The organism is Streptomyces profundus, assembly GCF_020740535.1.
GTDB classification, from domain to species: Bacteria; Actinomycetota; Actinomycetes; order Streptomycetales; family Streptomycetaceae; genus Streptomyces; species Streptomyces profundus.
The window spans coordinates 4,634,180-4,648,355 of record NZ_CP082362.1 but is presented as its reverse complement, the minus strand read 5'-3'; the positions used below and the strand labels follow the sequence as shown (position 1 = coordinate 4,648,355).

General features: G+C 74.8%; 2 protein-coding genes. Both read right to left on the bottom strand.

What is annotated here, in order from left to right; all coding sequences use genetic code 11:
• Positions 1 to 14 precede the first annotated feature (14 nt).
• On the bottom strand, positions 15 to 2,315 hold the full coding sequence (locus K4G22_RS20460; RefSeq protein WP_228081747.1) for a right-handed parallel beta-helix repeat-containing protein: 2,301 nt from the start codon (positions 2,313 to 2,315) through the stop codon (positions 15 to 17).
• Positions 2,312 to 14,131, bottom strand: coding sequence for a hypothetical protein (locus tag K4G22_RS20455; RefSeq protein ID WP_228081746.1), 11,820 nt, complete (start codon positions 14,129 to 14,131; stop codon positions 2,312 to 2,314). Before K4G22_RS20455 ends, K4G22_RS20460 begins: the two co-directional genes overlap by 4 nt.
• Between the last annotated feature and the right edge of the window lie 45 nt (positions 14,132 to 14,176).

Genomic DNA, 14,176 nt, shown 5'->3' with positions numbered 1-14,176 from the left:
TGGTTGCCTCGGGGTCAGGACGTGGACAGGGGCACGGGCAGGTCGTTCTCGTCCAGGGCCATCAGCTCCTGGTCCTTGGGCGCGGTCAGTTCGGCGACCCGCATCGCCTGGTGCTCCGTCATCTGCTGGAAGAGCTGGCGCGCGGTGCGTCCGTTGCCGAAGCGCTCGCCCCTGGGGATGGCCCCGATGTGGGTGGCGAGCGCGGAGCGGGCTCCCTCGGTGAGGTCGTAGCGGTGCCGGCGCGCGTGGTGCTCCACGATCCGCACCAGCTCCTCCGTCGAGTAGTCGGTGAACAGCAGGCTGCGGGTGAACCGGGACGCGAGGCCCGGGTTGGAGCCGATGAAGCGGTCCATCTCCTCCGGGTAGCCGGCGGCGATGACGACGACCTCGTCGCGGTGGTCCTCCATCAGCTTCACCAGGGTGGCGATGGCCTCCATGCCGAAGTCCTGCGCGACCCCCGGGGGCGTCAGCGCGTACGCCTCGTCGATGAACAGCACGCCGCCGCGCGCCCGTTGGAACGCCTCGGTGGTCTTGGGGCCCGTGTGGCCGATGTACTCGCCGACGAGCGCGCTGCGGTCGACCTCCACCAGATGGCCCCGGGAGAGCAGCCCGAGGGCGTGCAGCAGCCGGCCGTAGAGCCGGGCCACGGTGGTCTTGCCGGTGCCGGGGTTGCCGGCGAACACCAGATGGCGGCTGAGCGGCGGCGCCGGCAGCCCGGCCTCCTGCCGCATCCGGACGGTCTGCATCAGCTTGACCATGCCGCCGACGTCCCGCTTGACGTTCTCAAGACCCACCAACTCGTCCAGCTCCGCCAGCAGATCGGTCAGCGACTCGACCTCGGGCGCGTCGTCGTCGGAGCCCTGCCGGGGGTGCGCCGACCCCGGCGCGGTCGCGGCCTGGCCGGAGGGCGTGGCCGCGGCCCGCCCGCCGGAGCGCGTGGGCCCCGCGGGCCCCGTGGGCCCCTGGGGCCCACGGGGCGGCCCTGCGTCCCGGCCCTGGCGGCCAGGACCCGGCTGCCTGGCGCCTGGCGCGGCGGCGCCGCCGCGCGGGGCGCCGGGGAGCCGGGGTGCGGCGACGTTGATCGCCACGCAGTTCTCGAACGTCGGGTTGGCGTCCTCGGCGACGCCGAGGTCGTGCGCGGAGTCGAAGACCCGGCAGCCACGGAAGCGGGGCGCCGCGTCCCTGCCGACATGGATCGAGGGGAAGCCGCTGGCGATCACATCGCAGTGGTCGAACGTGCCACGGGAGCTCTCGCCGACGCTCACCCCGTGTTTGCCGGTGCGGGCCACCCGCACCCCGCGCACGCGCGGGTCGGCGCCGGCCGCCAGCTCGATGCCGTTGCCCTGCTGGCCCGTCACCGAGCAGTGCAGCAGCACCGACTCCTCCTGGGAGCGCAGACGCACCCCCGTCTCGCCGCCGCTGATCCGGACGCCGCGCATCATCACCCGTGCCTGGTCGCGGACTTCGACGCCCGACAGCCTGGCGCCGGCGAGGGTGGACTCCTCGATCTGGGCGCGCGCCGTGTGGTCGAGACGCACGGCGGAGCGGGCCGCGTTCTCGACCCGGCAGTCGGTCAGCAGCGCCTCCGCCGCGTCCTGCACCAGCACCCCGTTGCGGCCGGCGCCGAAGAGGCCGCTGCCGCGCAGCAGCACCCGGGAGGCGTCCAGGGCCCGCAGCGCCGAGCCCGAACCCCCGTGCACCCGCAGCTGGTCGGCGCGGAGCACGGCGGACCCCGAGACGGCGACGCCGATCCCCTCCACGTCCATGATGCTGGTGTCGTCAAGACGGGCCAGCGCGTCGCCCGTGACATGCAGCGCCGTGTGGCGGGCGGCCCGCAGCCGGGTGCGGCGGGTCACCAGGACGCCGCCGGCCGTGGGGTCGGCCAGCTCGGTGGCCAGGTCGTGGTCGAGCGGGATGTCGCCGACCGGCCGGCCCGCCCCCGGCACGACGGTGCGCGAGCCCAGCACCTCGGCCCGGCCGTGGGTGACGAGGCAGTCCTCCAGGGTCAGGCCGGCCGCGTCCTCGACGCGCAGCAGCGTCTCCCCCGGGTCGGTGCCCCGGACGACCAGGCCGCGGACCCGGCAGTTGGGGGCGGCGACGGTCAGCGCGCCGGCCGCCGCCGGCACGGCGATGGTCACCGAGCCGTTGCCGTACTGCGGGACCAGCGTCACCCGGCGGATCAGTCGGAAGGACTCGTGGTACTCGCCCGGCGCGATGCTGATCACCGCCCCGTCCGGGGCCGCGCCGAGGGCCTGGGTGATGGTCCGGTGCGCGCCCCTGGTGCGGGGCGCGACGCGGATGCGGTCGTCGGTCACGGTGTGTTCTCCCAGTCGGGCATCACGGGCGGCGGGTAGGGGCTCAGGTGGCCGAGGACGGGAAGGTCGGTGCCGAACTCGGGCAGGGGCGGGGGCTCCAGCATGGCCGCCGCCACCACGGACCCGTCCGGGAGGGGCGGGGGTTCCACCGGGGTGCCCGCCTGGACGCCGGTCGTGGGCGGGACGACGCCGATCGAGTCGCGGACGAAGGGCGCCAGGACGAGGATGCCGATGGACTTGTCGATGAACTTGGTGACGATCGGCGCGAACGTGAAGTCGATGGCCCCCTGCCGGTGGTACCAGCGGGTGGCGGCGGTGTTCTGGAGCGAGTTCTTCGCGATGCCGGTGACCACCGTGCCGAACGCCGCGCTGGCGGCGGCGGCGCCGGCCAGCAGGGCGGCCTCGCTGATCGAGACGTCGTGCCTGTTGCCCTCGGAGTCCTTGATGCCGAAGACCTCCAGGGCGGCCAGGTTGCCGAGGAAGGCGCCGAGCGGCGCGGCGACGAAGCCGTCCTTGATGAAGTCGTAGGTGCCGCCGCGCCAGCGGAGCACGAACTCGTTCGACGCCCACTCGCCCGCCCAGTCGTCGTCGTCCTGGCGGAACCGGTAGGGGAAGCCCCGGTCCTGCCAGTTGAGCCCGAGCCGGAACTGGGTGTGCTGGGCGGCCAGGTTGTGGGCTCCGATGAAGCTGGTCTTGACGGAGCTGGAGATCGTCGCGCTCAACGCGGCCTGCGCCACGTCGGTCCAGGTGAACTCGCCCGGCAGGGCGGCCAGGACGGCCAGGGTCACCAGGAAGTCGAGGACGAACTCCTGCCCGAACTCGACCAACATGTGCTGGATGTTCCGCACCGCGAACGGGGTGTAGGTGGACTCGCCGGTCTCCGTCACCGGCGACCCCCAGGGGGTGCGCCGTGGCTGTCGGTACATCCGCTCGAAGCCGCGGTACTCGTTCATGACGCCGATGTAGTACGTCTCCCGACCGGAGTACCGGAGGTCGCCGGCGAACCGGCCGGCGCCCTCGGCGGTGAACGACGAGGCGGGCAGCTCCCGCACATAGCCGGCGACCGACCGCTCGGTGATCACCTTCCACTGGTTGGTCTCGGTGTCCAGGACCCAGCGCCGCCACTGCTTGGACATGCTCTCCAGCTCCTGGAACGAGCCGTCGTCGCCGAACGGGGTCTTGCGGCGGGCCACGGCGCCGCCCTCGAACTCCTTCCAGGTGAGGGCACGGAGGTTGTCCTGGGTGCGGCCGAGGCCGGTCAGGCTGGCGGGGTCGGGGAAGTACTCCCGGGTGCGCAGCGGCTTGTAGTTGAACGCCTGCCGCAGGGCGCTGCCGACCTCCACGGGCAGCTCCTGGACGACGGTGTGACCGCCACCGGGGCTGGTGTAGGCGCCCGCCGGCGGGTCGGCGCGGCCGGCGGGGATGTCCACGACGCGGTCCTCCCAGCGCCGCATGTCGTCGAACCAGTGCCTGATCCGCTGCTCGGGGGCGCCGAAGGACATGATGTTGCCGTGGCGGTCGACCTTGTTCCAGCGCCACTCGTCCGGCGCACCGTCGGCACCGGCCCGCGACCTCCAGGAGACCACGGTGGTGTTGTCCCCCAACAGCCGCACCTCGCGCACCAGTTGAGGGCCGGTCGGGGTGTTGACGAAGTCCCGGTAGGACTCGCGGTCGAAGTAGTTGTGGTGGCCCATGTCGTTCCGCGAGGCGAGCTTGCGGTATCCGCTGGTCCCGTCGCTCCCCGTCCAGGCGATCTTCCCTGCCCCCAGGGGGCTGTCCTTGTAGCGGCTGACGACCTGGAGGTCGGCGCCGCCGGGCCCGATGCCGGGGAAGGTGTCCTGGCGGCCCAGCAGCTTCCCGTGGTGGTTGTAGAGGACCCAGTCGCTGTGCGTGTAGGCGTTGGCGGCCGGCCGGTTGCCGCCCGCCGGGGCGGGGTGGTCGCCGTGCACGGTGCGCTGGAAGTCGAGGTCGCCGTTGCCGGCCGTGCCGGCGGGCCGTTCGGCGGGGCGGGGGCGGAAGTCGAGGATGTTGCCGTCCTTGAAGCCCATCCGGGCGACCTGCCACTCGGCGCCGGCCGCCCTGGTGTACCAGTCGCCGTTCGGGGGGACGTCGGCGCGGAACTGGTCCTGCCAGGCCACTTGGTTGCGGTCCTTGTTGACGCCGGCCGGCGGATTGACGAAGTGCTCGGTGTCGAAGGTCCGGTGTCCGGACAGCTTGCCGGGGCCCTCCGTCCAGGGCAGGTGGTCGGCGTGCCGGACGGCGCCGGGTGGCAGCGCGACATCGTCGCCCACGGTGAGGGTGTTGCCGTTGGTCAGCGGCCTGGTCTCCCCCGATATCCGCCCGCCGGACGGCACCGTGACGGTGTTCCAGCCGCGCGAGCTGATGCCCTGGATGCCCCGCTGGACGATCTCCCCGGCGGCGTTGGTGCGTTGGAAGTCGAACGTCTGGTACCGGCTGTCCATCATGAAGGCCGCGTGGTTGCCGTCGGTGGTGAAGCGGTGGTTCCGGTGGAAGAACCCGTTCGGCAGCAGGAAGTGCAGCCCCTCGCGGGCGCCGGTGTCCACGTTGCGGAACTCAGGGGAGAGCAGCCAGCGGTAGAAGTTCGGCGGGCGCTGCTCGGCGTTCCGGTGGTTCCGGAACATGCCCCCGTCGGGCTCGACCCGGCCGACGCTGGTCTCCTTGCCCTGCGGGGAGACGGTGATCCAGCCGCCGTTCGCCTTGGGCAGCCCGTCCCCGCCCAGCTCGAAGGACTGGAAGTTGCGGATGTTGTGGGTGGCGTATCCGCCGGTCTTCTCGCCCACCAGGCTGAGATCGCCGGTCCGCGGATCGGGCATCCGGTCCCTCCAGCCGTGGCCGAACGCCCCCCAGCGGCGCTCCCCCGTGGCCTGCGGCGCGAAGTCGGCGTCGTAGCGGTACCAGCGGCCCTGTTCGCCGGCCTTGAACGAGAACGCGTTGCCCGGATCGCGGTGGGCCAGGATGTAGCCGCCCTGCGGGGTCTCCCGGTAGTGGTGGACGGGGCCGGACTGGGAGCGGGAGATGTGCCAGCCGTCGTGGTAGTCGAAGAACGTCTTCTTGCTGGTGCCCCAGATCCGGATGCCGTGCCCGGCCGCGTTCCCGTTCACGTCCAGCTCCTGCCAGCGTTCGCGCTGGTTCTTGCCGATCCGCACCCCGCCGTAGGTGTTGACGAAGCTCTCGACCGTGCCGGGCGCGTGCGCGTCCAGGCTGCCGCCGCCGGGCAGCGGGCGGCGTTCGAAGACGAAGCCGCGCAGGCCGTCGACGTTGTTGGTGAGCAGGGTGATATGCCCCTCGTTGACGCCCTTGACGTCCACTCGGCCCCGGTCCAGCAGGGGCGCGACGGGCGGTGGCGCGACGGAGCGGGGGACCGTGGCCGGCGCCCCGTCGGCCGGGGGCCGGTAGGCGGGGTTGGGACGCCAGTGCTCCCAGGTGCCGCCGGTGATCTTCCCGCCGGCGTCGTGCTGGTAGGTGACCTTGTAGAAGTGGTCGTCCTGGCGCACGCCCCGGTTGACGATGTTGATCCGCTGCTCCACCAGGCGGCCGTCGATGCCGTAGTCCTTCCACTCGCCGTCCCGCAGTCCGGCGGCGTGCTCGGTGGAGCGGAAGTTGGCGCCCTCCGGGGTGAGTCGTTGGCCGTCGAGCCGGTTCAGCTCGCCGTCGCGCACCGCCCCCGGCCGGCCCGCCGCGTCGACGTCGAAGAAGCGCCGGCCACCGCTGTCGCCCAGGGCGACCACCCGGTGGGTGGTGACCGTGGGCGGGCCGCCGCCCTCCCAGTCGAAGACGCGGCCGACCCGGACGTGGGTGGCGGCGTCGGCCGCGCCGATATGGACGACGACCCGGCCGCGGGCGTCGATCACCCAGGTCTCGGAGCGGTCCGCGTTGCGCACCCGGACGCCGGTGCCCGGGTCCGGGCTGGTCGGTATCGCCTGGCGGCCCGTCACCGACCAGCCGCCGACCGCGGTCCTGTCGTGGTTCAGCAGGTCGAAGGCGCGGAAGACCTGGCCGTCGCGGACCGTCTCATGGGTGCGGACCAACGTCCCCGGCAGGGCGTCCCCCGCGCCGTCCAGCGTCGTCTCGGTGAACCGGAAGGCGCCGGTGACGCCGTCGAAGTACTCGGTCGTCGGGTTGTCCGTCCGACGCAGCAGGACATCGTCGTCCGCCGTCCGGTGGACGGTGGTGTTCGGCACGTCGGCGCCGTCGTCCGCGCGGGGCGCCGGCAGCGTCCGGTGGTCGGCCACATCGGTGAAGACATGCGTCGGTGGCCGGGCGTCGCCGGCCCTGCTGAGGGTGAGCACCTCGTGGGTCACGGCGCCGGTGGCCGGGTTGACGGCGGCGTGCAGGGTGTTGTGGTGCACCCGCATACCGCCGTCGGCCTGGGGGACGACGGTGACCGGAATCTCACGCCGGCCGCCGGGGGGCCGGACGGTGGCCCCCGTAAGGTCGGCGGGCAGCCGTAGCCGGTAGTTGTTGAACGTCCCGCCCCTGGCGGTGAAGGTCTCCTCGACGAAGCCGCCGTCGAGCCCGTGCCGGCGGGTGACGCCGGCGTCGTTGGTGAACTCCCAGCTGTCGCGGCCCGGGTGGAACCGCGCCGGGTGGCCGGCGCCGTCCGGCTGGCGCAGCACGGGGCCGCCGGGGCCGCCGGGGCCGTCGGCGACCGGCCGGAAGACGAAGGCGTCCGGATCGCCGTGGCGGGGGGACAGCGGCACGGCGCTGTGGGTGACCTGGCCCCGGTGGGTGACCACGGTGTGGGCGCCGCCGTCGCCCGCCTCGGCCCGGTAGCCGGCGTAGCCGTCCCAGCGCTGCGGGACGGCGGGGGTCGTCGTCCCGTCCCCGGCGCGGAACTGGGCGACCGGGGCGCCGCCCCGGTGGTCGATCTCCAGCGTCCTGGCGGGCCCGCCGCCCCGCACCGGGTAGCTCTCCTGGACCAGTTGGCTGCCGGGGCCGGCCTCGCCCGCCGTGATCCGGTAGTCGAGGGTGCCGCGCTCCCAGGTGACGCCGAGGGTCCCGGTGCCGTCGTCCGCCGTGTCGAACCGCGGGTTGTGGTGGCCGTCCAGGCGGCCGTTGGAGTCGATGAACAGATGCCGTCCGTCCGCCTGTTGGGAGCGGACGGCGATGCCGGCCGTGCCGTCGGGGAGCGTCACCGGCAGGGCGCCAGGGTGCGGCTGGGCGTGCTGGTCCAGCACCCGCTGGGTGCCGTCGGCCCGCACCAGGTAGCCGCCGCCCGGGAGTTCGCTGACCTGGCTGCCCGGCACCTCGGCGCCGGCCCGCACCAGCCGGGGCGCGCCGTCCCCGGCGCGGGCGCCGGGGCCTGGGACCACCAGGTCGGCGGCGTCGAAGCCGGGCGTCCCGGCGACGCGGTGGACATCGCGGAGCAGCGCGCCGCCCGCCGCGTCGTGCACGGCGGTGCTCGTGCCCCGGACGATCTGGATCTCCCGGCCGGCGAACGTGATCTCCCCGGCGCCCGCGATCTGGACCTGGCCGCCCGGCTGCCGCTCGACCACCCGTGGCCCGGCGCCGCCGGTCCCGGTGTGCAGGGTCAGATCCGGCCCGTCGGCGTGCCGGCCGCCGAGCGGGAGCGGCACGTCGGCGGCGCCGCCGGTGCGGCCGAGCCCGATCAACTCGTCGCCGGTGGTGATCAGATGCTCATCGGGGCGGGTCGCCACCACCTCGGTCCCCGGCACGGGCCTGCCCGTGTCGTCCACCACCCGCGCGTTGCCCCCTGGGGGCACGATCAGCCGGTTGCCGTCGAGCGCGGTGCCGCCCCTGATGCCGTGGTCGAGGTGCTGGAGCCGGCCGCCCGGGCCGTGCACGGCGACCGTCTCCGGGGAGCCCACCCTGGTCACCCGGTGGCCGTCCCCGGTCGGGATCACCCGGGCCCCGTCGATCACGTCGCCGCCGCGCGTCTGGAGCACCGGCGGTGGCGGGGTCGCGGCGGCGCCCGGGTCGGCGCCTCGGGCGGGCACGAGGACGTAGTCGTCGGTGGCCTGGCCCTGGAAGTCCCACAGGCGTTGGCTGGTGCCGAGTTCGGCGCCGGCACGGTCCACCACCACGCCGCCGCCGTGCGTGTCGTGGGTGACGCGGAAGCTCTGGTCGCCCAGCTCGTCCACGGAGGTGCCGGGCACCGGCTGTCCGGTGGCGCGGTCCACGAGGGCGGGCCTGGCGTCGGCGTCGAGCGCGGTGTTGGGCACCCGCACCTCGTGGTTGGCCCAGGGGCCGGCGTCGAACTGGTGGGTGCGCAGCCGCCAGTCGCCGGTTGTCGCGTCGTACCGGTGGGTGATGTTCCCCCGGACCACGGTGACGGTGTTCCCCTCGACCGTCGGCGCCTCGCCCCTGACCTCCCCCGCCGGGCCCCGCAGCACGGGCGGACCGCCGGCCTCCGGGGTGACGAGGAAGTCCTGGGGCCCGTCGCCGTCCGCGCGGCCCAGCGGCAGCCCACCGTGGGGGTGCGCCCCCGCCGGGTCCACGGCTGGCCGGCCCTGGACGGGCGGGTCGATCCGCGTGGTGGGCATCATGAAGACGATCCGGTCGGTGTCGTCCAGGCCCGGCGGTGTGACGGTGGGACGGCCGGACGACTCGATGAGCTGCCGCCGGACCGCCGCCTGGTCCTCGGGGCCGAGCAGCCGGTACTCGTCGGGGCCGACCCGGTGCATCCCGGCGCCGCCGGGACCCTCGCCGGTGAACCGGCCGGTGTCCGCCGAGAAGTGCGCGCCCCGGTTGTCGGCGGTGTAGACGCTGAATTGGCGTTCCGTCGCCGGATGGGGATTCGCGCGCGTGGGCTGGGGCGTCGACTCCCGGTACTCCACCCGCCGGTCCGTGAGCGGGACCCCGTCCACGTCGCGCGGGTGGGGGTAGACCTGGCCGTCGGAGCGGACCAGCACCAGCAGGTCCGGGCGCCCCTGCTGGCCGGTCAGCGTCCGCACCGTGTGGCCGACGGAGCCGTCCGCGCCGATCAGGCGGGTCGTGTCGCCGGTCTTCACCAGGTGTTCGCCGGTGCTCAGCGGAGTCACCAGCGAACCGTCCACGAGCCGGCCGTCGGCGTGGACCACGACGGCGGGGCCGGTGCCGCCCCTGGGGATGAGCACGAACTCGTCGGCCGCCGCGCCCGGTTGGCCCGGCAGCTCCACCACGTCGTGGGTGCGGGCCCCGGTGGCGGCGTCGATGACGACCGGGTCATGGCCCGGCACCCGCACCAGGTGTCCCGCGCCGTCGCCGACCCGGGCCACGGACGAGCCCGGCACCGGCTGCCCCGCCGCGTCGACGACCCGGGGCGCCGCGCCGGCGGACAGGACCATCTCGTGGCCGCCGACCAGCTGGTGCCGCAGCCCGTTGAAGCCGCCCGTCAGGTCGTAGAGCGTGGTGGTGCTCCCGCCCGCCGGGCGGATGGTGAGCGAGGAGCCGTCGACGCCCGCCGTCACATGCGGCATCGGCCGGCCGTCGGGACCGTGCACCGTGGGGGTGCCGCCGTCGCGCAGCGGCACGGTGACAAAGCCGTGGGGGTCGCCGTTGCCCGTGCCGAGCCGGATCGCGTCGTGGGTGTGGACGCCCGAGGCGTCGACCACGCCGGGGCGCTGGCCCGGCACCCGCACCAGGAACGCGTCCCCGTCCCAGGGGACGACGGCCGCGCCCGGCACCGGGGCGCCGTCGGGGCCGACGACCCCCGGACGGCCGCCGGGCCCGGGGACCGTCAGCCGGTTGCCCGCGCCGAGCGGGCCGCCGGCGCGGCCAGCGCCCGAGCCCAGCAGGGCGCCGTCGGGGCCGTGCACGGTGTAGGTGGCGGCGCTCTGGACGACGATCCGGTTGCCGTCGAACCCGCTCGTCACCTCGTCGCTGAAGAGCCGGCCGTCGCTCCGGTACACGGCGGGCGCCTCGGTGCGGCCGGCCGCCGGGGCGAGCACCAGATCGGTGACGTCGCCGTTCCGGTTCTTGAGCGTCACCGCCGGGGCGACGCGGCCCGCGTCGTCCACGAGCAGCGGCGCCCCGCCGCCGATCCGCACCAGGTTGCCGTGCTGGCCGAGGGGGGTCACCGAACCGCCGGGGCCGGCGGGGACGACCTCGTCGACGCCCCTGATCAGCACGGGGCCGCCTCGGTGCCCTTCGCTGGGGATCGCCAACGTCCAGCGGTGGCCGCCCTGTTCGGGCAGCCGGATCACGTCGTGGGTGCGGACGCCGTCGGCGCCGACGAGCAGCGCGGGCCGCCCGGGGCGCTCGACCAGCAGCCCGTCGCCGCCGATCCGCCTGACCTGGGCGCCGGCCAGCGGCTCCCCGTCCGGGCCGGCCACATAGGCGCGCCGCGCCCCCGGGTCGACCATCAGCGCGTGGCCGCCCGGGCCCGGCAGCCGGTGGGAGCTGCCGAGCAGCGCGCCGTCCAGATCGTGGAAGTGGATGGTGCCGCCCGGACGGTGGACGGCGAAGGAGTCGCCGAGGAACCCGACGGGGGCGGGGTCCGGCTCGCCCTGACGGCTGAGGAGGATCGGGGTGCGGTCGCCGCCCAGCGGCACGGCGGCGAACTCCCCGGTCGTCTGGTCGCCCCGCCCGGTCAGCGGCACCACGTCGTGGGTGCGCTGGCCCGAGGAGTCCACCACGGCCCCGACCCGCTGCCCCGGGGCGGTGAACGACCAGCCGAGGTCGCCGACCCGGGTGGCGTCGGCGCCCACGACCCGTGCCCCACCGGGGCCGACCAGCCAGGGCGTGGCGCCCGGCGGCGTGACCACGGTGTGGCCGGCCAGCGGCCCGGCCCCGTGGGGGTGCGCTCCGGCGCCCGGCGGTATCGCGGCCGGGCCGCCGCCGCCCGCCCGGGCCGGCGCGGGCGGCGGCGGCCCGTCCGGCACCAGGGCCTGCGAAGTCGCGGCGGGCGGCGGGGTGTTCGTCGGGGTGGCGGACCTGGCCAGCGGGGCGATGCTCTCCACCGTCACCACGCCGGAGCCGGGCTCTGCCTGGCCGCCCTGGCGGCCGGGCGGCCCGCCCTCGGCCCCGGCGCCGTCCCCCGCGCGGGGCGGGGCGGTCGGGACGCCCTCGACCGGGGCGGCGGCGCGGGTGCCGACGGCGCTGAGGTTGACCGGCCGGATGCCGTCGACCGGGGTGGTGATCTCCCCGACGGTCTGACGGACCGCCGGCGCGGCGCCGCTGCCGCCCACGGCCCCGGCGTTCACCGGTGGGACGAGCGCCTGGGTGGGAGCGGCGAGGTCGCCGGTGGCCTGCGCCACCGACGCACCGCCGGGGCGGCCGACGGCGCCGCCGCCCGCCTGCCCGGGGAGATCGCCGAGTTGGCCGCCGCCGGACGCGGACGGCAGCGGCCTGACCGTCGGCACCACGGCCACCACGTCGTCGGTGACGGCGCCGGGGTTCCCCTCCGGCGCGGTCCCCCGCGCGCCCGGGGCCGCCGGCGCGTCCACCGGGCCCAGGTGCGTGTCGGCGAACTGGCGGGCGCCCGCGCCGGCCTGGGCGATGTCCGGGGTGCCGAGGCCCCTGCCCTGGTCGGCGAAGTGCACCGGGATCGGTGACACCGAGCCGAGGTTGAGATCCTGGGCGCCGTCCCCCGCCGTGCCACGGCCGGCGCCGCCCGGGACCCCCGACTGCCCGCCGACGAACGAGACGGGCTGCCCCCCCGACAGCGCGCCCGGGACGTTGCCGCCGCCGTGGTGGGCGGCGGTGATGCCGCTCACGTCGCCGCGCGCGGGGGTGACGCCGGCCGCCGGCATGGGCGACATCTCGCCCAACTGCTGCGTCCCGCCGATGTTGACGACGGGCAGCTGGCCCTGGGAGCCGCCGGCGGACGCGATCCGCGACCCGTCCGCCCCGTCCTGGAGCCGGATCGGGGAGAACGAGCCCTGCGACACGTCGATCGTGGCGTTGCCACCGGCGCCGACGCTGCCGTTGGGCACGATGCCGCCGACGTGGACGGTGCTGCCGTTCGGCATCGAGGTCGGGGTGACGCCGCCGCTGATGGCCGAGGTGGTCGTGGCGGTGGGGGCGGGCGTCGTTGTCGGGGTCGGGGTCGCGGTGACGACGGGCGTCGTGGAGGTGACGGAGGCGCCGGCCGGCGTCGGGGTCGCCGTGGGGGTGGTGATCGCGGTGGGCGTCGGCATGCTGGCGGGCATCGGCGTCTGGACGCCGACGATCTGCCCGCTGGGCGAGGGCATGTGGGTGACGACGGTGGGCGTGCCCGCGATGTAGAAGTCGCCCGCCGTGTTGCCGATGCCGTCGGCCGTGGTGTTGGCGACGACGGGGCTCGGCGGGGCGAGGCCGCGCCCCTGGTCGGCGAAGCTCACCGCGATCGGCTGCACGGGCCGCAGGTCGGCCATCGATCCGCCCTGGCCCCCCTGTTGGGTGGGCAGGTCGTTCATGGTGCCGCCCGGACGGTCCAGGCCCCTGGGCAGCGTCGGGGTGGGGAGCGACAGATCGGCCACCGAGGAGTTGGGCGACGGGATCGGGGACCGGCCGCCAGGCCCGAGCAGGGAGACGGTGGAGGAGTTGCCGGGCGTGGGGGGCGCCAGCGTGAGGTCGGCGACGGAGCCGAACGCGCTGGACGGGGTGAAGCCGCCCCCGATGGTGATGATGGGGGCGCCGCTGACGTTGCTCCAGGCGTGCTTCGGGGGCGCGGCGAGGTAGTTGGCCACGTTGGAGCCGCCCGGCTGGTAGCGCGCCCACAGGGCCGAGTTGACCTGGGGGCGGCCCATGTTGTCGAAGCCGTGCAGGGCGCGCACGTCGATGACGTTGGTGCCGTGCACGACGGCGCCGGCCCGGTACTGGCCGAGGACGCCGCGGTTCCACAGCGAGATCTTGAAGGCGCTGGCCAGCCCGGAGAAGGACTTGACGCCGATCTCGCCGACGTTCACGGGGAGGAAGATCGCCGTCCAGCCGTACCGGGTGAAGTGGGCGGCGATATAGGTGCCGAAGTCCTTGACCCAGGTCATCTTGAGGGCCATGGGGCTGCTGGACCAGGCGCCGCCGATCCTCAGGTGCTTGTGGGTGTTGGCGATGATGCTGCCGGCTCCCTTGAAGGAGCCCCAGGAGCCCTTCCCCACGTTGATCACCAGCTGCCGGAAGGAACCGCCGGCGCCCGCCCAGCCCTTGCTGCCGAAGTTGCTGATCGCCCGGGTGATACCGGCCACGTTGAGGCCCCTGGTGGTGGGCACCAGCATGCCGAGGACGGAGAGGACGAGTTCGGTGACGCTCGCCCGGCCGCCGGCGAAGTCGATGGCGGTCTTCACCAGCAGGACCGCGCTCAGGGTGAGGAAGAGGATGGCGGTCGGCCCGCCCAGGATGATCGCCGGGAGGATCAGCGCGATCACGAAGAACTGGAGGAACTTCCAGAACGCCTCACACGGGTCGATCATCGAGCTGATGTTGGAGCCGGCCTCCTGGATGGCGCTGGCCGCCGTGGCCGCCGCCGCCTCCAGGGCGTCCCCGGCGTTCTCGGCGGTCTCCTTGTGCCCGGCGAACTCGGCGTCGTCCTCGTCCATGCCGTCGACGGCGCTCAACGCCCCGTCGGCGATGCCCTGTTGGGTGACCATCGCCTCGTGGTAGGTGGTCAGCGCCGTGCGGACCGACTCGTGCGCCTCGGCGAAGCTCTGGACGAACTTGCGCACCCGGTCGTCCATCTCCTCGCGCAGCGCCTCCGCCGTCTTGCCGATGAAGAACTCGCTGTTCTCCCGCATCAGCTCTTCGAGGTCGTCGTCGAGTTCGGTGGCGAGGTCGACGATGGCCTTCTGCGCCTCGATCAGCGCCTCCAGCCGGTCCGGGTCCCCCGGGGTCGGGTCGCTGCCCAGATCGAGCGCGCTCCAGTCCGGAGGTCGAGGCATGTCCTGGTCCCTTCCCTTCGCGGGCGACGACGGTGAGGGCTCGCC

Excerpts from the sequence above, each read along its gene's own strand:
- K4G22_RS20455 (WP_228081746.1), bottom strand. The coding sequence starts at position 14,131 with ATGCCTCGACCTCCGGACTGGAGCGCGCTCGATCTGGGCAGCGACCCG.